The sequence below is a fragment of the Micromonospora sp. C41 genome, from assembly GCF_018070485.1.
Taxonomy (GTDB): Bacteria; Actinomycetota; Actinomycetes; order Mycobacteriales; family Micromonosporaceae; genus Micromonospora; species Micromonospora chalcea.
In genome coordinates this window covers 1-20151 of sequence record NZ_JAGPXP010000031.1, presented here as the reverse complement: position 1 = coordinate 20151, position 20151 = coordinate 1, and the positions used below count along the sequence as shown (strand labels likewise).

Sequence of the window (20151 nt, the reverse complement as noted above, 5' to 3'; positions counted from 1 at the left end):
CCAGACCTCCTCAGAACTCGATCCGCTCGCGGCGGGTGATCCTCAGCTGGAGCGCGGCCAGCAGGATGGTGAAGATGGCCAGCGCGACGGCGATCGCGCAGGCGTAACCGAACTGGCCCTTCTGGAAGGCGTTGAACTGGATCACCGAGGCGAAGATCTCGCTGGCGTGGTTCGGTCCGCCCTGGCTCGGCGTCATGACGAAGACCAGCGCGTACATGTCCAGCGCGATGAAACCCAGATAGACCCAGGCGACCGAGATGCTGTCCCGCAGCAGCGGCAGCGTCACCTTGAAGAACGTGTGGAACCGGCCGGCGCCGTCGAGGATGGCGGCCTCGTAGATGTCCTTCGGGATCGACTGCATCGCGGCGGAGAACAGCACCATGTAGAAGCCGGCGCCGCTCCACACCGCGATGAACAGCAGCCACCAGAGCACCGCCGGCACGCCGAGGAACGGCTCCGGGTCGGCGGTGAAGGCGATCGGGTTGTCCGCGTCGACCAGCCCGATCTTGATGAGCAGGCCGTTGATCAGGCCCTGCCCGTCGGTGCGGTAGATCTGCTGCCACATGACGGCGATGACCACCAGCGACAGCACCTGCGGGAAGAAGAAGATGACCTTGTAGATCCCGGAGCCGAAGACTCCGCGGATGCCGGCCCTGTCCTCGCGTCCGCCCACGTTGAGCAGGAACGCGAGGAACAGGGCCAGCGCGATCGTGAACAGCGGCACGGTGACCAGGAAGAACACGTTGTGCCAGAACGCCTTCCGGATCAGCTCGTCGGAGAACAGCCGGACGTAGTTGTCCAGCCCGACGAAGCGCTGGGAATCGGAGTACCCGCCCCAGTCGGTCAGCGAGTATCCCGCCGCCTGGGCGAACGGCCACACCACGTAGAACAGGTACAGCGCGACGGGCAGGGCCAGGAAGCCCGTGACGAAACGCGCGACTCCGTGCCGCATTGGACTCACTTCCTCGCGGTGATCAGGCGGTGCGGGTCTGCTTCTTGATCGACGAGTCCTTGGCGACCTTGTCGGCGGCCGCCTGCATCTTGTCGACGAACTGCTGCGCGGTCAGGCGGCCGGCCATCAGCTCCTCGGAGAGGTTCTGGCTCTCCTTGTCCAGGTCGGCGTAGAAGTCCGGGAACTTCACCGAGATCAGGTCCGAGCTGCCGTTCTTCATCAGCGAGTTCGCCGACGCCAGCGCGGTGTCCTGGACGTTGTCGCCGGAGCCCTTGGTGGAGGCCAGCGACTTGGTCAGCTCGGCGAACTTCGCCGAGCCGGCCTTGGAGAGGATGGCCCGCAGGAACTCCTTCGCGGCCTCCTTGTTCGGCGCCTTGCTCGGCACCACGAACCCCTCGCCGGAGGAGGCGAAGACGTCCTTGGCGGCCTTGTCCCCGCTCTTGCTCCAGTAGTCGGAGATGGTCATCTCGAAGCCCGGCGGGATGGTCGCGGCCATCTCGTTCTTCAGCCAGGTGCCGACCTGGATGAAGGCCGCCTTGCCGTCCAGGAACGCCTGCTGCGACTGGGTGTGGTCGAGCTTGCCCGGCAGCAGCAGCTTGTCCTTGACCAGCTTCTCCCACGGCTCCAGCGCCGCGACGATGCCGTCGGCCTTCCAGGCGCCGTCCTTCAGGTTGTCGATGTCGACGACTGCCTGCTTGCCGACCGCCTTCCAGATGCTGGCGAACAGCGCCCAGCGCGGGTAGTAGCCGTGCACCGCGTCGTGCACGTACGGCGCCATGCCCTTGGCCTTGATCTTCGGCGCGAGCGCGAAGAACTCGTCCCAGGTGGTCGGCGCCGTCCACCCCTCCTTCTTGAACAGGGCCGCGTTGTACCAGTTGCCCCAGACCGTGTACGCCACGTTGACGACGTAGAACTTGCCGTTCTGCGTACCGTCGGCGACCGTGCCGGGCAGCAGGCTGTCGGCGACGGTCCCCTCGCTGTCCCAGGCCGGCGCGGTGAGCAGGTCGTCCAGCGGCTCGATCGCGCCCTCGTTGATCAGCGTGCTGCGGTCCATCATGTCGGCGCCCGAGTTCATCACCAGGTCGCTCGGCTGCGTCGCCATCTTGGGCTGCTCTTCGGTCTTGATCTTCTGGGTGGAAGACATGTTGACCGTGATGTTCGGGTGCTTGGCGTTGAAGATGACCTTGTCTTCCTTGGCCCACTGGTCGCCCAGGCCGCCGTTGAAGACCACCACCTTGACCGCGCTGCCGTCCTTGACGCCGAACGGGTTGTCCTTGCTCTTGGCCGCGCCGCCGCCGTCGGACTTGCTCGGCTCGCTGCCGGCGCACGCGCTCAGCAGACCCGCCGCCGGTACGGCCAGCAGACCGGCTGCCGCGGCACGCTGCAGCAGGGTCCGACGGCTGACGTCGCCGAACTTCTCGGGAGTAACCGACATCTTGTCTCTCCTTGTGGTGTCGGGTCAGGCGGTCCGCCGGAGGCGCCCGGCGTACCGCGACTCGAGGGCGAGGTTGTGCTCGTCCCCACCGGGGACGTTGGCGGAGAGGTAGACAGGGGGTACCTCTCCGGCCTGGTGGAACCGTCGTACGACCTCGGCGGTCAGCAGCTGCGCCAGCAGCGCCGCGGTGACCGAGGAGACCGCACAGACCGCGCCGCCGCCCTCGAGCGGCAGCAGTGCGTCGCCGTACGGCGCGCCGTTGTCCAGCACGACGTCGGCGAGGTCGGCGAGCCGGTGCCCGGACGGGTGCCGAGGAGCTACCCGGGCGGTGTGCTCGACCGAGGTGACAGCGATCAGCTGGTGGCCGCCGCGCTTGACGAGCGTCGCCAGCTCGACCACCGAGCCGTTGATGCCGGACTGCGAGGCGACCACGAACACGTCCTCCGGCTGCGGCGCCGCCAGCGCGTAGAGCTGGTGCGCCACGGCCGGGTCGCGTTCCAGTTTCGGATCGGCGAGCACGTCGCGGGGCGCGTCGCCGTGCAGCACGAGGTCGTGCAGGGAGAGCCGGTTGGCGGGGACCAGGCCGCCGGCCCGGGCGACCAGCTCGGCGGCGAACGCCTCGGAGTGACCGGCGCCGAACGCCTGGAGGACGCCGCCGGCGCGCAGGCCGGAGGCGATCAGGTCGGCCGCCCGGTCCACCGCGACCGCCTGGGTGTCGACCAGCCGGTCGAGCACCGGGCGGACCGCGTCGGCGTACCGCTGGGCACTGATCATGAGAGGGACCCCTTCGCGGCCTTGTGCCCGTCGACGGCCTGGGCGGTACGCCGGAAGGCCGCGTGGGCGCGGTCGTGGGTACGCTGCGCCACCGCGATGTAGAGCAGGTCGAGCACGACGAGCTGGGGATGCCGGGCGGAGAGCGCGTCCGGCCGGAACGTGGTCGCCTGACTGGCGGTGACCAGCACGATGTCGGCCAGCTCGGCCAGCGGCGAGCGGGGGAAGCCGGTCAGCGCGACTGTGGTCGCGCCGCGGCTGCCGGCCTCGGCGAGCAGCTCGATCGTCTCCCGGGTCTGCCCGGTGTGCGAGATGCCGAGCGCGACGTCCCCGGCGCCCAGCAGCGCGGCACTGGCCAGCCCCTCGTGCACGTCGTTCCAGGCCCACGCCGCGACCCCGATGCGGTGCAGGCTGAACTGCATCTCCTCGCCGACCAGCGCGCTGCCGCTGGCCCCGAAGATGTTCACCCGGCTGGCCCCGGCGATGGCGACCGCTGCGCGTTCCACCTCGGCCAGGTCCAGCAGCGCGGCGGTGTCGTGCATGGCCCGCGTGTCGGCGGCCATGATCTGGTCGAGCACCCGGGAGAGCGGGTCGCCGGGCTGGATCTCGCGTCCGATGTCGACGGTCCAGCCGGCGGAACGGGCCCGTCCGGTCTCGGCGGCGATGCCGAGCCGCAGGTCGGCGTACCCCTCGAAGCCCATCGCCCGGCAGAACCGGGTGATGGTCGCCGGTGACGTGCCGCTGCGCTCGGCCAGTTCGACGATGGTGGCCCGGGCCGCCGCCTCCGGGTCGCTGAGCACGTGCTCGGCGACCCGGCGCAGCGCGCCGGTCAACTCCCCCGCGCCGGCCCGGACCCGGGCCAGCACACCGTCGGCGCCCAGCCGGTCGGCCGGACCGGCATCGACCACCGCGGTCGCCGCGGAAGTCTCCACCTCGTGCTCGACCATCGGCGGGCGCCTTTCGGAAAAGAGTGTTAACTGTTAGTGGTAAAAGTTCTTACTGAAGGCCCCTCCGTGTCAAGGCCGTGGGCGAAGTTTTCAAACTGTTACCTGGCGCACGACCGCGATCTTGCGTCCGGCGACGCGGCCGACCAGCATGGGGACCATGTCGGACACCGTCGTGGTCGGCCTCGACGTCGGGGGTACGTCGACCCGCGCGGCAGCGCTCAGCCTCGACGGCGCCCGCCTGGGCGAAGGCCGGGCCGGCGGCGGCAACCCGACCAGTCACGGCGCCGACCGGGCCGCCGCCGAGCTGCTCGCCGCCCTGCGCGCGGCGCTCGCCGGCATCGACCCGACCCGGGTACGCGCCGGCGTCATCGGCCTCGCCGGGGCCGGCCGCCTCCTGGCCGACCCGAACGGCCGCGACGCGTTCGCCAGCGCCTGGGCCGAGGCGGGACTGCGCTGCCCGTACGCGGTGCACGGCGACGCGCTGGTCGCCTACGCCTCCGGCACCGCCGCCCCGGACGGCACGGTGCTCATCGCCGGCACCGGCGCGATCGCCGCCCAGGTACGCGACCTGCGGCTGGACCGTGTCGCCGACGGCCACGGCTGGCTGCTCGGCGACGCCGGCTCGGGGTTCTGGCTCGGCCGCGAGGCGGTCCGCCGGCTGCTGACCGGTCTGGACCGCGCACAAGCCCCCGGCGACCTGGGCCGACGGGTGCTGTCGGAACTGACCGGCGCGACCGCTGTGGACGACCGACCGCGCGCGACGGTCGACGCCGTGGTGCAGGCGGTGACCCGGCGACCGCCGGTGGAACTGGCCCGGCTCGCGCCGCTCGTGGTGTCGTCGGCCCGCGACGGGGAGCCCACGGCGGTCGCGCTGATCGCCGAGGCCGCCGCGGCGCTGGCGCAGAGCGTGTCCCGGATCCGCCCGCCGGGAGCGGCCGACCCCGTGGTGCTCGGCGGCGGGCTGCTCACCGGCGACACCCCGCTGGCCGGCGCGGTACGCGCGGAGCTGGCCGGCCGCTGGCCGGACGCGCCGCTGCTCAGCGCCGGGGACGGGGCCGCCGCCGCGGCCTGGCTCGCCGCCCGGGACCTGCCCGAGGTGACCGACCCGGCGGCGCTGCACGCCCGCCTCGTGCCCCCACCCGCCTGACCCGCGCTGCGGCGGGTCAGGGCAGCGCGGTCAGCGCGGCGGCGAGGCGCGCCCAGACGTGGGTACGCCAGCCGCCGTCGAGCAGCGTGAAGGTACGCCGCTGAAGCGGATCGTCCGGATCGAACCCGGCGTGCTCCAGGAACAGCCGGGTGCCCCGCCCCTCGGGCACAAGCGTCCAGGTGACCACCGTGTCGAGCGTGCCGCCGCGCCAGGCCCACCGCATCCGGCGCGGCTCGTCCAGTTCCAGCACCTCGCAGTGGACCGTCCCGTCGAACCGCTGGCCGGGTCGCGCGTCGGTCCGGAACGTGAACCGGTGCCCGCGTACGGGCCGGAAGTCGTTCGGCATGAGCCAGCGTCCGATCAGATCGGAATCGGTCAGCGCGCGCCACACCTTGGCGGGCGGGTGCGGCAGGAACTGGTCCACCGCGATGCGGGTCGGCTCACTCATCCGGCATCGCGTCCAGCACGTCGCCCAGGCCGGCCAGCCGCTGCCGCCAGAACCGCTCGTACGGGGTGAGCCAGTCGGCCACCTCCCGCAGCGGCTCGGGGCGCAGCGCGTAGACCCGCTGCCGGCCGACGGGCCGCTCGGTCACCAGCCCGGCGTCCTTGAGCACCCGCAGGTGCTCCGACAGGCTGGGACGCCGCATCTCGAAGCGGTCGGCGAGCCGCTGCACCGGCTGCTCCCCCTCGTCGCGGAGCAGCCGCAGCACCTCCCGCCGGGTCGGGTTGGCCAGCGCCGCGAACACGTCCGGCTCAGACACGGGTCTCCTGCAGGACGAGCCCGTTGCCGTCCGGGTCGGCGAAGGTGACATAGCGCCCCCAGGGCACGACCTGGACGCTGTCCTCGGCGAACGCCACCCCCCGCTCGCGCAGCCGGGCCACGTCCGCGTCGAGGTCGTCGCTCTCCAGCACCAGCCCGCGCAGCGAGCCGGCCGGCATGCTGTCGAACCAGGTGACGAGCGTCAGCGTGGTCACCGCGCCCCGGGGCGCCACCTGGACCCAGCGGCCGTCCGGCATCGGGTTGTCCCGGACCAGGTCGAAGCCGAGGACGTCGACGTAGAAGTCGCGGGCCCGGTCCTGGTCGCCGACGGGGACGGAGACGATCTGCGCGTGAGTGACGGACATGCCCGCCAGCATAGGTAGGAAATTTCCTACCGGTCAAGCGGAACGAAGGCCGGCCGGGATCTGCCGACCGGCCTCCGCCACCCGCTCAGGCGTTCGGACCGCCCGGCTGCCCCGGCTGCCAGCCCTGCGGCGCCGGCTGCCCGGCGTGCGGCGGGTACGCCGCGTGCTGCTGCGGCGCCTGACCGGGATACCCCTGCGGCGGCGCGCCGTACTGCGCCGGCTGACCCTGCGGCGCGCCGTACGGCGCGGGCTGGCCCTGTCCCGCCGGGTACATCCCCGGCTGCTGCGGCGCGCCCGCGAACTGCTGCGCCGCCGCCTGCTCGCGTGCCTCCTTGCGCGCCTTCACCGCGCGCACGATCAGCAGGATCGGCAGGACGAAGACGTAGAAGAAGATCCGGTAGCTGTCGCCGTCGAAGAGGAACAGCAGGTAGAAGCCGTACCCGAAGAAGGCCAGGCCGACGACTACGTTGAGGATGCGGGAGCCGGTCCCCTGTTCCTTGACGGCCACGCCTACCGCGACCATCGCGATGCCGCCGAGCAGCAGCAACAGCGTGTAGATGAGGAAGAACATGAGATTCCTGTCGATAGATGAGCGTGCCGGCCCACACTAGGTCAGTTCGATCTTCCCCACTGCCCCGTTGCCTGTGGCAACCACCTCACTTGAGCTGCCCCGCGGTCAGTCCGGACTGGACCTGACGCTGGAACGCCACGTACACCACGAGGACCGGCAGCACCGCGATGGTCAGGCCGGCGAACAACTGGGCGTAGTCACCGGCGTAGCCCTGGCTGACCGCGAGCGAACTCAGGCCCTGGGCGAGCATCCGGTCCTGCCCGTCGCCGGGGATGAGCACCTGGGGCAGCAGGAACTGGTTCCAGTGGCTCAGGAAGTTGAAGATCCCGACACTGATCAGTCCCGGTCGCGCCATCGGCAGCATCACCCGGAAGAACAGCCGAAAGTGCCCGCACCCGTCGATCAGCGCGGCCTCCGCCACCGAGGTCGGCAGCGTCCGGAAGAACGCGGTCAGGAAGAACACCGTGAACGGCAGCGAGTAGGCGGTGTAGACCAGGATCAGGCCGGGCCAGGTGCCGAGCAGGCCGACGCTGCGGACCACGAAGAACAGCGGCACCAGGGCCAGGAACACCGGGAACATCATGCCGCCGACGAACAGGTAGTAGACCACCTGCCGGCCGCGGAACTCGTAGCGCGCGAAGACGTACGCGGCGGTGGCGCCGAGCAGCATGGTCAGACTCAGCGAGCCGGACACCACCACCAGGCTGTTGAAGAAGAACCGGCCGATGTGCGCGGTGCTCCAGGCCCGCGCCCAGTTGTCGAAGCGCAGCGCCTCGGGCAGCCCCCACGGCTCGGCGATGATCTCGCCGTTGCTCTTCAGCGAGCTGAGCACCATCCAGGCCAGCGGCAGCACCGTCATGGCCGCCCAGAGCATGAGGAAGCCGTGCGAGAAGACGTTCGCCACGCCCAGCTCACGCCGGGGCGGACGGTCGGCCGGGGTCGCCGCGCGGGTCGCCTCGGCGCCCGGGGCGCCGGTGTCCACGGTGGTCACGAGTACTCGATCCGATCGCGCCGGGCGGTGCGCAGCGCCAGCACCGCCACCGAGAGGGTCAGGAAGAACATCGCCACACCGATCGCCGAGGCGTACCCGAACTTGTTCTCGCTGCCGAACGACGTGTCGTACATCCGCAGCCCGATCACGTCGGAGGAGAAGTTCGGCCCGCCGTTGGTCATGAGCTGGACCAGGATGAAGCCGTCCAGCGCCGCGATGGCCAGGTAGATCCACGCGACCTGGATGGTGTCCCAGAGCAGCGGAATGGTGATCTTCCGCAGCATCGTGGTGCGGGACGCGCCGTCGAGCAGCACCGCCTCGTAGATGTCACGCGGGATGGCCTGCATGGCGGCGCCGAAGAGCACCACGTAGAAGCCGACGTTGCTCCACACCATCACCGCCAGCACGCACCAGAACGCGAAGCGCGGGTCGCCGAGCCAGGCCGGAGTGGCCAGCCCGACGGCGCGCAGGGCGCCGTTGAGCAGGCCACTCGTCGGACTGTAGATCTCCTTCCAGAGCAGCGCGATGATCACCACGGAGAGCACCTGCGGGAAGAAGTAGACGAGCCGGTAGACCGAGGTGCCCCGCACCCCGGTCACCCCGGCCCGGCCCCGGCGGCCGCCCATGGTGAGCATGCTGGCGAAGAACAGGCCCAGCCCGATCGTCACCACCGGCACCACGGCGAGCAGGATCGCGTTGTTCTTCAGGGCGTTCCACACGTACCCGTCGTGCAGCAGCGTGCGGAAGTTCGCCATGCCGACCGGGTCGGCCTGCGCGGAGTAGCCCATCCAGTCGGTGGTGGAGATCTGAAAAGCCTGGAGGTACGGCGAGAGCACGAAGATGCCGTACAGCGCCAGCGGGGGCAGCAGGAACGTGAGGATCAGGGGGAGGCGGCCCTGTCGCATCACGCCGACCGCTTGTACTTCTTGACCGAGCTGTCTCCGGCGATCGAGTCGGCGCCCTTCTGGCACTGGTCGAGGAACTCGGCCGGGCCGATCCGGCCGCTGAAGAACTCGCCGCAGGCCGCGTCGACGAGGTTGCGCTCCAGCTTGCGATAGTAGTTGTTGTAGACCCAGTTGAAGCCGTTGGACCCGGACGCGTCGAGCGCCTTGACCACGGTGCTGAGCCCATACGGCAGGTCGACGCCCTCGGTGGCGCCGGCGACCACGGGCAGGCTGGCGACCTTCTTGGTGAAGTCCTGCGCGCCCTTGCGGGACAGCATGGTCCGGAAGTACTCCAGGCCACCGGCTACGTTCTTCGCCTTCGCCGGCACCATGAACGGCTCGCCCGCGGTGCCGCGGATCGCCTCGTACGGCAGCTTGTCGCCGCTGCCCAGGCTCGGCGTGGGCGCGACCGTCATGTTGAAGCCGGGCGGGGTGACGTCCTTCTGCTCGCTCTCCAGCCAGGAGCCGCAGGAGATGAACGCGGCCTTGCCCTGGCACCAGGCGGTCTGCGACTGCTTGTGGTCCAGGCCCGGGGAGCCGGCGAGGATGAACTTGTCCTTGACGATCTGGTGCCAGGCGTCGGCGGCGGTCTTCATCGCGTCCGACTTCCAGGCGTTCGGCTCCAGGTTGTCGATCGCCAGCGCGACGGACGGGCCGCCGAGCTTGATCGCGGTGGAGATCAGCGGCCAGCTCATGTAGCGGGGGTGCACACCGGCGTACGTCCAGGGGGCGATGCCGGCGGCCTTGATCCGGCGGCAGAGCGCGATGTGGTCGTCCCAGGTCTTGGCGTCCTCCCAGCCACGGTCGGCGAACAGCTTGGTGGAGTGCCAGATGCCGTACACCGTGTAGGTGTAGTTGAGGACCAGGAACCGGCCGTCGTAGGAGCCGACCTCCACGGTGCCGGGCAGCAGCGTGTCCTTGACCGTCTTGCCGGGCGTGTCGAGGCTGGGGGCGGCGAGCAGCTCGCCCAGGTCGGCGAGCGCGTTCTGGGAGACCAGGCCGTTGAAGTCGATCTGGCCGGCGCCGGAGTTGTTCACCACGTCGGGCGGGCTGCCGTCGACGAAGCGGGGCTGGAGCGTCTTGCTGATCTCCGCGGTGGCCGAGTGCTTGATCTCCGCCTTCGGGTACCGCTCCTTGTACATGGCCTCGTGGGCCTTGGCATAGTCCTCCCCGAAGCCGCCGTTGAAGATCACCACCTCCAGCGGGGCGTCCTCGGCCACGCCGAGCGGGTTCTGCTCGCTCTTCGTGCCCTTGTACGCGCCGCCGTCGCCCTCGTCGCCGCCACCGGAGGTGGCGCAGCCGGCGAGCAGGCCGGCGGCAGGGGTGGCCAGCAGGCCGGCGGCGGCGCTGCGCCGAAGGATCTCACGCCTGTTCATCGCATCTCCTCGGTTCGGGTACGCCCGGTGAACGATCTGTCGCTTGTCTTCACATAAGGCATTTCCACTGAAGAATTTCTACGACAGTGCGACGGGGACCACAACCCCTCTCGACCGATCCGTTATCCGTACCGGTCGCGGCGCGCTGGCCTAGCCTGACTTCATGCGCCGCCTGCGGCAGCTCGCGCAACGCACGCCGCCGGGGCGGGAGCGCTACATCGACCTGCTCCGGGCGCTGGCCATCACCATGGTCGTGCTCGGCCACTGGGGCGTCACGGTGATCGGGTACGACAACGGCCGCCCCGCCGGCCACTCCGCGCTGGCGGACCTGCGCTGGGCCTGGCCGCTGACCTGGGTGGCCCAGGTGATGCCGGTGTTCTTCCTGGTCGGCGGCTACGCCAACGCCGCCTCGCTCACCTCACGCCGCCGCCGGGGCGGCTCGGCGACGGGCTGGCTGGTCGACCGCAGCGCCCGGCTGATCCGCCCCACCACCGTGTTGCTGCTGGTCCTGGCGGCGGGAGCGGGGATCGCCACGCTGCGCGGCGCCGACGCGGCGCAGGTGCGCGAAGTGATCTGGTTCGCCACCATCCCGCTGTGGTTCCTGGTCGCCTACGTCGCGGTGGTGGCGCTGACCCCGCCGATGTACGCGCTGCACCGCCGGTTCGGGCTCGCCGTGCCGGTGGCGCTCGTGGCCCTGGTCGCGCTCGGCGACCTCGGCCGGCTCCTCGGCCCGGCCGTGCTCGCCGACGGCAACTACCTGCTGGGCTGGCTGGCCGTGCACCAGGTCGGGTTCGCCTGGTACGACGCCGCCCGGCCGGACACCCGCGCCGGACACGCCGCGCCGCGTGGCCTGTTCCGCCGCCGGCTGCCGCTGTCCGGCCGGGCCGGGGCGGTACTGCTCGGCGGCGGCCTGGTCGCGCTGGTTCTGCTCACGGTGGCCGGACCGTACCCGGTGGCGATGCTCCACGTCCCCGGCGAGCGGCTGGACAACGCGGCGCCGCCGAGCCTGGCGCTGATGGCCGCCGCGGCCGCCCAGCTCGGCCTGATCCTGCTGCTGCGGCGCCCGGCCGGGCGCTGGCTGCGCCGGTCCGGCCCCTGGCAGGCGGTGCTCGCGGTCAACGCCGTGGTGCTCACCCTGTTCCTCTGGCACCTGACCGCCGCGGTGCTGCTGGTCGGCCTGCTGGACGCGCTCGGCGTGCTGCCCACTCCCCCGGTCGGCTCGGCGGCCTGGTGGGCGTGGCGCGTACCGTGGCTGCTCGCGCTGGCCGCGGTGCTGGCCGTGCTGGTCGCCGTCTTCGGCCCGGTCGAGGCCCGGACCCGCCGTCCGGCCGCGACCGGCCCGGCCGGCGTCGGGAGGCGGCGGCTGCGCGCCGGGCTGGCCCTCGCCGGGTACGCGGGCGTGCTCGTCGGCCTGCTGCTGAACAGCCTCACGCCCAAAGAGGGACCAGAGCCGCTGGGCCTGCCCGCCCCGGCGCTGGTGGCGTACCTGGCCGGGGCGGGTCTGCTGCGGCTGCTCAGGTCCGGACGGGACCGGCCGGGCTGATGGTCACGCCTCGATCGAGGCGCGGATCGCGTCGACCAGGATCGCCAGGCCCTCCCGGGCCTCGTCCTCGGTGAGCGTCAGCGGCGGGCCCATCCGGATCACGTTGCCGTACAGGCCGCCCTTGCCCACCAGCAGGCCGCCGGCCCGGCACGCCTCGAACACGCGGGTGGTCAGCGCCGCGTCCGGCTCGACGGTGCCCGGGTGGACGAACTCGACGGCGAGCATCAGGCCCTTGCCGCGTACCTCGGCGACCCGGTCCAGACCGGCGGTGGCCGCGCGCAGGCCGTCGCCGAGGATCGCGCCGACCCGGGCGGCGTTGCCCTGGAGGTCGTGGTCGAGCAGGTAGTCGAGCACCGCGTTGCCGGCCGCGGTGGAGACCGGGTTGCCGCCGAACGTGGAGAAGCTGATCGCCGGCACCGACTCCAGCACCTCGGCCCGGCCGACCACCCCGGCGAGCGCGAAGCCGTTGCCGATGCCCTTGGCGAAGGTGAGCAGGTCCGGGGTCACGCCGTGCGCCTGGTAGCCCCAGAAGTGCTCGCCGGTACGGCCCCACCCGGTCTGCACCTCGTCGCTGATCAGCAGGATGCCGTGCTCGTCGAGCACCTTCTTCCAGGCGGCGAAGAGCCCGTCCGGGCCGTGCACGAAGCCGCCGACACCCTGGACCGGCTCGGCGATCAGGCAGGCCACCTCGCCGGCGGTCTGGGTGGCGAGCACCTCGCGCAGGTCCTCGACCGCCGCGTCGACCCGGTCGGCGGCGTCGAGCCGGGCCAGCAGCCCGCGCAGCCGCTCCCCCGAGTGCAGCCAGGCCACCTGCAAGGGGTTCAGCGCGCTGGCCGACCAGCCGCGGTTGCCGGTGACGCCCATCGTCGCGTACGACCGGCCGTGGTAGCTGTTGCGCACCGCGAGGATCTGGTGCGAGCGCCGGTGGTTCGTGGCGACCAGCAGCGCGGCCTCGTTCGCCTCGGTGCCGGAGTTGGTGAAGAACACGCGGGCGTCCGGGATGCCGGAGAGCCGGGCGATCTTCTCGGCCAGCTCGACCTGCCGGCGGATCAGGTAGAGCGTGGAGGTGTGCACGAGCCCGGTCCGCAGCTGCCGCTCGACCGCCTCCCGGATCTCCGGGATGTCGTGGCCGACCATCGTGGTCAGCACGCCGCCGAAGAAGTCCAGATAGGTCCGGCCGGCCGCGTCGGTGACCCGGCGACCGGACCCGGCGACGAGTTCCAGCGGTTCGGCGTAGTAGAGCGGCATCCAGGACGGGAGCACGGCGCGGTGCCGGGCCAGCAGGTCGTCGGAGGTCATCGGCGCACCCTTCAGCGGAGGTGGATCCCCGCACGTTCCCACCACGACCGGGGCCGGGACAACCGGCACTTCGCGGGCCGGCCCGGCGGTAGCATCCGGCGGGTGCGGACGGATCAGGTGACGTTGCCGGGCGGCGTGGCGGGGACGACGCGGGCGGACCTCCTGGCCGGGATCCGGTCCTGGGTGGAGTCCGCCCCGGTGCGGGATCTGGTGGCGCACTTCGGCGGCGACTGGCCCGACGGCGACCTCGCGGCGGTGCTGGCCGGCCTGGACGTGTTCTCCGCCCGCCGCTGGGACTTCCGGCAGGGACGGGAGCGCCCGGACGCCCGGGAGCCGGCGTTCGACCCGGCCACCGCCGGGCTGGTGCTGCGCGCGGCCGCCACGCTGGGCCTGGTCCGCGCCGTCGCGCCGGCCCGATCCGGGTACGCGCACCTGCTGGTGCTCGGCGGGCTGGCGCACGCCTGCCTGCGGCGCACCGCGTACGCGGCGATGCTGGCCCGGACGGCGGCCGGGGTGACCGGCGAGGTGGCGGTGCTGGGCAGTTTCCGGCCGCTCTCGGCGGCCGAGTGCCGCACGCTCGACGCGGCCGGGGTGTCCGGCTGCGCCACCGAGGTCGACGTCCTCGACGCCGGGGTGCGGCTGGCGTTCGGGGTGGCCGAGCCGGACGACGAGCGCGGCGAGCCCGCCGGTCATCCGCACCGGTCCTGGTCCTCGCGCACCTACCGGCCGGCCGGGCTGCCCCCGGTACGGGTGCTCGCCGCGCCGTCGAGCGAGCCGGACCGGCGTCGCGCGCACACCGCCGACACGCAGCGGTTCTGGGCCGAGCACGTGCGGCTGCGCGCGGGCGACGAGGTGCTGATGGTGACCGCACCGATCTACGTGCCGTTCCAGCACTGCGACGCGCTGCGGACGCTCGCCGTGCCGTACGGGTGCGGCATCGAGACAGTCGGCGTGGACCCGGCCGCCCGGGCCGCTGTCGACGTGCCGGAGCCGACCCTGACGCCGGGCCGCTACCTGCAGGAGATCCGGTCGGCGCTGCGGTCGATGCGCGCGCTGCACGCCACGTTGACGGCCGGCTGAACCGGCGTGCGGGCCGGCGCCCGGCGTACCGCCGCGCACCGGCCCGGGAGCGGGTGTCAGTTGACGTAGACCGCCGGGCTGCCGGTCTTGCTGGTGTCCTTCACCGGCGAGTACGAGGCGGTGAAGTACGCGGTGCCGAAGCACAGCGACGGGCCGGAGAACTTGGTCAGGGTCTGGTTGGTGAAGGTGATCGAGTTGGTGCCGTTGGACGCCGTACCGGTCAGCGTGTTCGTGCTGGTGCGGTAGACGCAGGTGATCGCGCCGAGCAGCGAGTTGAGCACGACGGTGCTCTGGATCGGCGCGGCCGCCGTGCCGGCGATGGTGACCACGCCGGCGCTGGTCACCGACGTGGTGTAGGGCAGGTTGTTGACGGTGATGCTCTGCACGCCGGTGGTGCCGAAGACGTTCGTGGTGCAGCTGGAGAACGACTGCGCGGTCAGGCTCTCGGTCGCGGTGCCGGGGGCGGTCGGGTTGGTCAGCACCTTGGCGCTGAAGCTGGACGCGGCGCACTTGATGCCGGTGGTGCCGCTGGACGAGGAGTAGAACGTGGCGTTCGTGCCGCTGCGCAGGCTGGCCTGGATGACGTCGCCCACCGACACGGCGGTGCCGGCGACGGTCGGGTAGGTCAGCACGTTGCTGGCCAGCGAGGTGGTGGGTGCGGCGGTGGCGGGGGCGGCGCCGACCAGACCGGTCAGCAGCGCCAGGGCGGCGAGACCCGCGCCGATGCGTCCGTACCTGGGCATGGTTGTTCCTTCCGGCGGTGGGACAGGAAACGGTTCCGGCGGCGTCCGGGATGGACGGAGCCGGTGGGTGCGGCGGCCGGGCCGCCGATGGTGGTGGTGCGCCGTTGCGGCCTCAGCGGGCCGGGCGGCGTGGCGCAGTGCGGCGACGCCGCGTCACCTCGGTCTTTCCGGCCTTGGGGGGACGGGTGCGCGCGGCGATAATGGCAGCCATCCGGCCCTCCTTCGACACGTACGGGGTGACCGACGAGGAGAGATCACCAGCGGTGACGGGGCGTGAACTGAGCGTGTCGAAAGTTATAAACCCCGGAGGGTCGTAAAGTCAACGCATCGAGAGAGGTCGACAGGTGACCATCCCGAGCCCGCCGTCACCGGCACCCGCACCCCTGCCGGGCGCCCGCCACGGCCGCGACCCGGACCGCGCCATCAAGCGCGGCCCGCGCCGGGTGCCGGCCGAGGAGGTGGCGGCGACCCAGCGCGACCGCCTCTTCGACGGGCTGGTCCGGGAGGTCGCCGCCCGGGGGTACGACAACGCCCGGGTCAGCGACATCTGCCACGCGGCCGGAGTCACCCGGCCCGCGTTCTACGCGCTGTTCAACGGCAAGCAGGACGCGTTCCTGGCCGCGTACCGGCACGGCATCGCCGTGGTGTCGCACCTGATGGAGGACGCCTACCGCGACGCCGGCCCGGCCTGGCCGGACGCGGCACGCGCGGCGCTGCGCACGCTGCTCGACGTGCTGGCGAGCGTGCCCGCGTTCGCCCGGATGGCACTCGTCGAGGTGGACGCGGCCGGCCCGGACGCGCGCCGGGAACGCGACGCGCTGCTGCGCAGCTTCCGCCGGTTCTTCGCCGGCACCGGTCCGGAGCCGGCGGAGGTCGATCGCGACGCGCTGGTGTCCACTGTGGTCGGCGGCATCCACGCCACCATCCGTGAGCGGGTGGCGCAGGGGCGGCCCGACGAGCTGCCGGCGCTGCTGCCGGTGCTCACGTACGCGGCCACCGCGCCGTTCCTCGGTCCCGAGGGCGCCCGGCGCGCCGCCCGGGCCGCCCGACCGGACGACGGACCGGCCGCCACGGCGCCGTGCGCGCCGCCCGCTCATCCCTGACCGATCAGAAACCGCAGCGGTTTTTCACTTTGGCCGCTTTTGGCAAATGCCGTCCAATGATCTGCTACAGGCAGTTGACCGGCCCTTTACTCAGCGGTAACTTCGGCCTGCGCCCACCCGGCGCGGACGCCCCGCGAATCCAATTCACATCGTCGCGGATGAATTGATCTCGAAAGGGAGCCAGCATGTCGGAGCAGATCGATCAACCGAGAAGCGGCGTACGCTGGCGCCGGTTCGCCGTCACGCTCGGCACCGTGACCGTCGGCGCGGCCGGCATGGTGATGCTCACCGCGCAGGGTGTCCTCGGCGCGCAGTTCGCCATCTCGGGCATGCCGTTCACCGTCACCGCCGACAAGCTGGAGGGGACCGGGTTCGAACAGTTCGCCACGCTCGACCAGATGATCCCGGACAGCCCCAACCAGGGCGACACCGGCGGGCAGGTGCTCGTGATCGTCTCGGCCATCGACAAGGCCGAACTGACCAACCTCTGCCAGAGCATCAACCTCGGCGGAACCAACCTGCGGATCACCGCCGGCAATTCCGGCAAGCCGGTGACCGCCCGCACGCTCGTGGTCGACGGCGACGAGATCGCCGGCAACGCCTCCTTCAAGAACATCGACGTCGGGCAGGACGCCAGCACCGTCGACAAGGTCCCCGGGGTCAAGGGCAACCCGGGCGTGTTCGCCCAGCAGGCCGACACGGTGACCATCACCAACCTGCGGCAGAACAACTACGCCACCACCGCCGCGATCTTCACGCTGCCCAACCTGCGCATGGGCTTCAGCTCCGACGGGTGCTGACATGAGCCCGGGACAGCACACGGCTGCCGGCGTCCGCGCACGCTGGCGGCGCTGGCGGCGCGCGCGACCGTTCACCGCCGGGCTGCTCATCGCGCTCGGCGGCGCGGAGATGCTGGTGACGCTGCGCGCGCCGCTCGGCGTCCTGCTGCACGTCGGGCCGCAGGGCCTGGCCGCGTACCTGGTCCCGGCGATCCTGGTGATCTGCGGCGTGCTGCTGATCACCACCCCGCAGCAACGGGTCTTCTACGCGGTGCTCTCCCTGGTGCTCGGGCTGGTCTCCTGGCTGACCTCGAACCTGGGCGGGTTCCTGGTCGGCATGCTGCTGGCGCTGGTGGGCGGGGCGCTCGCGTTCGCCTGGACCCCGGTCAAGCAGCGGCCGGCCCGCGCCGAGGCGACACCCGCCGCCGGCACGGCGGTCGCCGCCACCGCGCCCGGGCCGCGTGGACCGGTGGACAGCTCGGCGCCCACCGAGTCGCTCGACGCGCTCCTGTCGGCCGAGCCGGGGCCGTCGCGGGACGCCCGGGCGGAACGCGGCTGACTCAGCGGGCGGTGTCCGCCACCGCCTGCGCGAACACCTCGGAGCGGTGCTCGAAGTTGCGGAACCGGCCGTAGCTCGGCGCGGCCGGGGACAGCAGCACCACCCCGCCGGCCGGGGTGAGCTTGCGGGACAGCCCGACGGCGGCGACCAGGTCGTCGGCCAGCTCGGTACGCACCGACGGCAGCCCGGACAGCGCCTCCACGATGCGGGGGCCGCTGTCCGGCACGCCGATCACGGTGATCTCCCGGTCGGCCAGGTGCGCGCGCAGCGGGCTGTAGTCCAGCCCCCGGTCGGCGCCGCCGACGATCACCGTCAACGGCCGCCCCTCGTACGCGTCGATCGCGTGCATGGCCGCGTACGGGCTGGTGGCGAGCGTGTCGTCGACGAACGTGAGCCCGGACGGGTCGGCGATCTCGGTGAGCCGGTGCGCCAGGCCCTGGAACTCGGCGACCGCGACGGCGAGGCTGTCCTTGCGCGCCACCACGTCGACGCCGAGCGCGTCCAGCACGGCGAGCGCGACGCAGAGGTTGCCCTCGTTGTGCCGCCCGACCAGCGGCAGCACCGCGCGCGGGAACAGCGGCGTGTCCCGCAGGTGGAACCACTGCGTGCCGTCCGGGCCGGAGGACACGTGCGTGGTGTCCGGCGAGCCGGCCCGGATCGCGGCCCGGTCGCCCAGCTCCGCGGCCAGGCGCGGGTCGGCGCCGTTGACCACCACGGCGTGCGGGCCGTGCGCGACCAGGTTCAGCTTGTCCCGGTAGTACTCCCGCTCACCGCCGTGCGCGTCCAGGTGCTCGGGGAACAGCGCGGTCACCACCGCCACCCGGGGCGAGTCGGTCAGGTCGGCGCACTGGTAGCTGGACAGCTCCAGCACGTACAGCTCCGCCTCCGGCAGGTCCAGCAGCGGCACCCCGATGTTGCCGCCGAACACGTTCGGCCGGTCCATCGCGGTGAGCAGGTGGCTGATCAGGCTGGACGTGGTGCTCTTGCCCTTGCTGCCGGTCACCCCGACGGTCCGGTCCGCGTGGTCGGCCATCCACAGCGCGCTGCCCTGCGTGACGGGCACGGACCGGCGGCGCAGCTCCACCATCCACGGGTGCGTGTTCGGCACGCCCGGCGAGCGGACCACCACGTCCGCGGCGGCCAGCCGGTCGAAGCCCGCCTCGCCGGTCACCAGCGGCGCCGCGTCGGCCAGCGGACCCTCCCAGGGCAGCGTGAGGAAGTTGGCGCTGTCGTCGACGACGACCAGGCCGGCCGGCCCGTGCGCGGCGATCGCGGTCACCGCGGCCCGGCCCTCGCGGCCGGCGCCCCAGACGGCGACATGACGTCCGCGCAGATCAGACAGGCGCACGGGCTCTCCTCGGACTCGGTCGGTGCACGGCGGTGGGGGTCGGCCCAGCCGGACACGGGCGGACGAACCAGGGCCTAGTATGGCGTGTGCCCAACGAGCAGCTGCGGCGGATGGACGCCTTCACCTTCCCGTCCTACTCGATCGACTTCGCCACCGGCGAGGTCCTGTTCGACTACGCCCTGACCGGTCCCGACGGCGAGCAGCGATTCACCGAGGTGATCACGCTCCCGCTGCCGGCCGAGCCGGTCTCCGACACCACGGCGGCCACCCTGGCGCGGGTGCTGGAGCTGCTGCACGTGGTCGCCGGTGTCAGCTACTACAAGGCCGCCGCGCCACCCCGGCTGGTGCTGCCCGCGCCGCTGGGCGCCGCCGCCGTCGAGCTGGTCACCGCCGTCTACACCAAGGGCCTCGCCGAGTACGCGTACCGCAACGAGCTGCCGCACGTGCTGGAGCTGCGTCCCGAGGTGCCCGCCGGGACGGTGGATCCGGCGCCGGCGCTGGACAACTCCGACCGGCCGCCGCTGTCGGCCGTGGGCGGCGGCAAGGACTCCATCGTCACGCTGGAGGCGCTGCGCCGCGCCGGCCTCGACCCGGTGCCCTTCTCGGTCAACCCGAACCACGTGATCGTGGCGGTGAACGAGGCGTCGGACCTGGTGCCGCTGGCCGCCCGGCGGCGGCTGGACCCGGTGCTGTTCGAGCTGAACGCGGCCGGCGCGCGCAACGGGCACATCCCGGTCACCGCGATCAACTCGCTGATCGCCGTGGCCACCGCCGTCCTGCACGGGCTCGGCCCGGTGGTGATGTCGAACGAGCGCTCGGCGTCCGACCCGAACCTGATCTGGAACGGCCACGAGATCAACCACCAGTGGTCCAAGGGCGTCGAGGCGGAAGGGCTGCTGCGCGCGGCGCTGGCCGAGCACGCCGGGCTCACCGAGCCGTACTTCTCGCTGCTGCGTTCCCTGTCCGAGCTGCACATCGCCCGGCTGTTCGCCGAGATCGACCGGTACGACGCGGTGGTGACCAGCTGCAACGCCGCGTTCAAGCTGCGCGACGCGAGCGAGCGCTGGTGCCGCGACTGCCCGAAGTGCCGCTTCGTGTTCCTCGCCATGGCCCCGTTCATGCCCCGGGAACGGCTGACCGGCATCTTCGGCGGCGACCTGCTGGCCGACGAGTCCCAGGTGCCCGGCTACCGGGAGCTGCTCGGCGTCGACGGGCACAAGCCGTTCGAGTGCGTCGGCGAGGTGGAGGAGTCGGTGGTCGCGCTGAGCCTGCTCGCCCAGCAGGACCAGTGGCGCGACGCCCCGGTGGTACGCGCCCTGGTCGCGGCCCTGCCCGACACCGCCTGGCAGGCGGCCGCCACTTCCGACGTGTTCACCCCCGCCGGCCCGAACTTCGTCCCGCCCCCCTACGCCAAAACCCTGACCGCCCTAACCTGACC

General features: G+C 72.1%; 21 protein-coding genes. 7 read left to right on the top strand and 14 right to left on the bottom strand.

Annotation, left to right across the window (positions count from 1 at the left end):
* Nucleotides 1-10 precede the first annotated feature (10 nt).
* The 4 genes from KBX43_RS25860 to KBX43_RS25845 are packed head-to-tail and all read right to left on the bottom strand — an operon-like array spanning nucleotide 11 to nucleotide 4105.
* Nucleotides 11-952: a carbohydrate ABC transporter permease gene (locus KBX43_RS25860; protein ID WP_043329767.1), complete on the bottom strand. Its 942-nt coding sequence runs from the start codon at nucleotides 950-952 to the stop codon at nucleotides 11-13.
* Between the two features lie 22 nt (nucleotides 953-974).
* The gene (ngcE, locus tag KBX43_RS25855; RefSeq protein ID WP_043329765.1) at nucleotides 975-2387 is read right to left on the bottom strand and encodes an N-acetylglucosamine/diacetylchitobiose ABC transporter substrate-binding protein; all 1413 of its coding nucleotides are present in this window, start codon (nucleotides 2385-2387) and stop codon (nucleotides 975-977) included.
* A 24-nt stretch (nucleotides 2388-2411) separates the two neighbouring features.
* On the bottom strand, nucleotides 2412-3161 hold the full coding sequence (locus tag KBX43_RS25850) for a sugar isomerase domain-containing protein (RefSeq protein WP_030500334.1): 750 nt from the start codon (nucleotides 3159-3161) through the stop codon (nucleotides 2412-2414).
* Nucleotides 3158-4105 carry a MurR/RpiR family transcriptional regulator gene (locus tag KBX43_RS25845; RefSeq protein ID WP_043329763.1) on the bottom strand — a complete coding sequence of 316 codons (948 nt, stop codon included), beginning with the start codon at nucleotides 4103-4105 and terminating at the stop codon, nucleotides 3158-3160. Before KBX43_RS25845 ends, KBX43_RS25850 begins: the two co-directional genes overlap by 4 nt.
* Nucleotides 4106-4262: 157 nt before the next feature.
* On the opposite strand from KBX43_RS25845, the gene KBX43_RS25840 reads away from it, so the two are divergent.
* Nucleotides 4263-5252 (top strand): N-acetylglucosamine kinase, encoded by a 990-nt coding sequence (locus KBX43_RS25840; RefSeq protein WP_210887562.1) that lies wholly within the window; start codon nucleotides 4263-4265, stop codon nucleotides 5250-5252.
* Nucleotides 5253-5268: 16 nt separating this feature from the next.
* Here the strand turns inward: KBX43_RS25840 and KBX43_RS25835 are convergent, their stop codons facing one another.
* The 7 genes from KBX43_RS25835 to ngcE (KBX43_RS25805) form a co-directional block, all read right to left on the bottom strand.
* Complete coding sequence (locus KBX43_RS25835; protein ID WP_113972443.1) at nucleotides 5269-5700, bottom strand: SRPBCC domain-containing protein; 432 nt, start codon at nucleotides 5698-5700, stop codon at nucleotides 5269-5271.
* On the bottom strand, nucleotides 5693-6013 hold the full coding sequence (locus KBX43_RS25830) for a helix-turn-helix transcriptional regulator (protein WP_030500330.1): 321 nt from the start codon (nucleotides 6011-6013) through the stop codon (nucleotides 5693-5695). The genes KBX43_RS25835 and KBX43_RS25830 overlap by 8 nt, the downstream gene beginning before the upstream one ends.
* Entirely contained in the window at nucleotides 6006-6377 is a 372-nt protein-coding gene (locus KBX43_RS25825; RefSeq protein ID WP_043331143.1) for a VOC family protein, read from the bottom strand. The genes KBX43_RS25830 and KBX43_RS25825 overlap by 8 nt, the downstream gene beginning before the upstream one ends.
* An 85-nt stretch (nucleotides 6378-6462) precedes the next feature.
* A complete protein-coding gene (locus KBX43_RS25820; protein WP_210887559.1) occupies nucleotides 6463-6948 on the bottom strand; it encodes a hypothetical protein in 486 nt (161 codons plus the stop codon).
* Nucleotides 6949-7033: 85 nt separating this feature from the next.
* Nucleotides 7034-7939, bottom strand: a complete 906-nt coding sequence (locus KBX43_RS25815; protein WP_051611443.1) for a carbohydrate ABC transporter permease — start codon at nucleotides 7937-7939, stop codon at nucleotides 7034-7036.
* The gene (locus tag KBX43_RS25810; protein ID WP_113972445.1) at nucleotides 7936-8844 is read right to left on the bottom strand and encodes a carbohydrate ABC transporter permease; all 909 of its coding nucleotides are present in this window, start codon (nucleotides 8842-8844) and stop codon (nucleotides 7936-7938) included. Before KBX43_RS25810 ends, KBX43_RS25815 begins: the two co-directional genes overlap by 4 nt.
* Nucleotides 8844-10259, bottom strand: a complete 1416-nt coding sequence (gene ngcE, locus KBX43_RS25805; protein WP_043329751.1) for an N-acetylglucosamine/diacetylchitobiose ABC transporter substrate-binding protein — start codon at nucleotides 10257-10259, stop codon at nucleotides 8844-8846. Before ngcE (KBX43_RS25805) ends, KBX43_RS25810 begins: the two co-directional genes overlap by 1 nt.
* Nucleotides 10260-10422: 163 nt before the next feature.
* Here ngcE (KBX43_RS25805) and KBX43_RS25800 point away from each other — a divergent pair, with 163 nt between their 5' ends.
* Entirely contained in the window at nucleotides 10423-11802 is a 1380-nt protein-coding gene (locus tag KBX43_RS25800) for an acyltransferase (protein ID WP_210887556.1), read from the top strand.
* A gap of 3 nt (nucleotides 11803-11805) precedes the next feature.
* Here the strand turns inward: KBX43_RS25800 and KBX43_RS25795 are convergent, their stop codons facing one another.
* On the bottom strand, nucleotides 11806-13101 hold the full coding sequence (locus KBX43_RS25795; RefSeq protein WP_069087724.1) for an aspartate aminotransferase family protein: 1296 nt from the start codon (nucleotides 13099-13101) through the stop codon (nucleotides 11806-11808).
* Nucleotides 13102-13218: 117 nt separating this feature from the next.
* Between KBX43_RS25795 and KBX43_RS25790 the strand changes: the two genes are divergently transcribed.
* A complete protein-coding gene (locus KBX43_RS25790; RefSeq protein WP_113972447.1) occupies nucleotides 13219-14181 on the top strand; it encodes a hypothetical protein in 963 nt (320 codons plus the stop codon).
* A gap of 56 nt (nucleotides 14182-14237) precedes the next feature.
* On the opposite strand, the gene KBX43_RS25785 is transcribed toward KBX43_RS25790, so the two are convergent.
* Entirely contained in the window at nucleotides 14238-14924 is a 687-nt protein-coding gene (locus KBX43_RS25785) for a hypothetical protein (protein WP_030500321.1), read from the bottom strand.
* Between the two features lie 344 nt (nucleotides 14925-15268).
* Between KBX43_RS25785 and KBX43_RS25780 the strand changes: the two genes are divergently transcribed.
* The 3 genes from KBX43_RS25780 (at nucleotide 15269) to KBX43_RS25770 (ending at nucleotide 17365) form a co-directional block, all read left to right on the top strand.
* On the top strand, nucleotides 15269-16027 hold the full coding sequence (locus KBX43_RS25780; RefSeq protein ID WP_210887553.1) for a TetR/AcrR family transcriptional regulator: 759 nt from the start codon (nucleotides 15269-15271) through the stop codon (nucleotides 16025-16027).
* A gap of 185 nt (nucleotides 16028-16212) precedes the next feature.
* A complete protein-coding gene (locus KBX43_RS25775; RefSeq protein ID WP_030500319.1) occupies nucleotides 16213-16827 on the top strand; it encodes a DUF6230 family protein in 615 nt (204 codons plus the stop codon).
* A gap of 1 nt (nucleotide 16828) precedes the next feature.
* The gene (locus KBX43_RS25770) at nucleotides 16829-17365 is read left to right on the top strand and encodes a DUF6114 domain-containing protein (RefSeq protein ID WP_210887550.1); all 537 of its coding nucleotides are present in this window, start codon (nucleotides 16829-16831) and stop codon (nucleotides 17363-17365) included.
* Between the two features lies 1 nt (nucleotide 17366).
* Here KBX43_RS25770 and murD read toward each other — a convergent pair whose 3' ends face one another.
* Nucleotides 17367-18713 (bottom strand): UDP-N-acetylmuramoyl-L-alanine--D-glutamate ligase, encoded by a 1347-nt coding sequence (gene murD / locus KBX43_RS25765; RefSeq protein ID WP_210887547.1) that lies wholly within the window; start codon nucleotides 18711-18713, stop codon nucleotides 17367-17369.
* 86 nt (nucleotides 18714-18799) lie between these two features.
* On the opposite strand from murD, the gene KBX43_RS25760 reads away from it, so the two are divergent.
* Nucleotides 18800-20149 (top strand): hypothetical protein, encoded by a 1350-nt coding sequence (locus KBX43_RS25760; protein WP_210887544.1) that lies wholly within the window; start codon nucleotides 18800-18802, stop codon nucleotides 20147-20149.
* Nucleotides 20150-20151: the final 2 nt, after the last annotated feature.

Coding starts and splice junctions, on each gene's coding strand:
- KBX43_RS25840 (WP_210887562.1), top strand. CDS start 4,263: ATGTCGGACACCGTCGTGGTCGGCCTCGACGTCGGGGGTACGTCGACC.
- KBX43_RS25785 (WP_030500321.1), bottom strand. CDS start 14,924: ATGCCCAGGTACGGACGCATCGGCGCGGGTCTCGCCGCCCTGGCGCTG.
- ngcE (WP_043329751.1), bottom strand. CDS start 10,259: ATGAACAGGCGTGAGATCCTTCGGCGCAGCGCCGCCGCCGGCCTGCTG.
- KBX43_RS25800 (WP_210887556.1), top strand. CDS start 10,423: ATGCGCCGCCTGCGGCAGCTCGCGCAACGCACGCCGCCGGGGCGGGAG.
- KBX43_RS25770 (WP_210887550.1), top strand. CDS start 16,829: ATGAGCCCGGGACAGCACACGGCTGCCGGCGTCCGCGCACGCTGGCGG.
- KBX43_RS25825 (WP_043331143.1), bottom strand. CDS start 6,377: ATGTCCGTCACTCACGCGCAGATCGTCTCCGTCCCCGTCGGCGACCAG.
- KBX43_RS25835 (WP_113972443.1), bottom strand. CDS start 5,700: ATGAGTGAGCCGACCCGCATCGCGGTGGACCAGTTCCTGCCGCACCCG.
- KBX43_RS25795 (WP_069087724.1), bottom strand. CDS start 13,101: ATGACCTCCGACGACCTGCTGGCCCGGCACCGCGCCGTGCTCCCGTCC.
- KBX43_RS25850 (WP_030500334.1), bottom strand. CDS start 3,161: ATGATCAGTGCCCAGCGGTACGCCGACGCGGTCCGCCCGGTGCTCGAC.
- KBX43_RS25845 (WP_043329763.1), bottom strand. CDS start 4,105: ATGGTCGAGCACGAGGTGGAGACTTCCGCGGCGACCGCGGTGGTCGAT.
- KBX43_RS25820 (WP_210887559.1), bottom strand. CDS start 6,948: ATGTTCTTCCTCATCTACACGCTGTTGCTGCTGCTCGGCGGCATCGCG.
- KBX43_RS25810 (WP_113972445.1), bottom strand. CDS start 8,844: ATGCGACAGGGCCGCCTCCCCCTGATCCTCACGTTCCTGCTGCCCCCG.
- KBX43_RS25775 (WP_030500319.1), top strand. CDS start 16,213: ATGTCGGAGCAGATCGATCAACCGAGAAGCGGCGTACGCTGGCGCCGG.
- ngcE (WP_043329765.1), bottom strand. CDS start 2,387: ATGTCGGTTACTCCCGAGAAGTTCGGCGACGTCAGCCGTCGGACCCTG.
- KBX43_RS25860 (WP_043329767.1), bottom strand. CDS start 952: ATGCGGCACGGAGTCGCGCGTTTCGTCACGGGCTTCCTGGCCCTGCCC.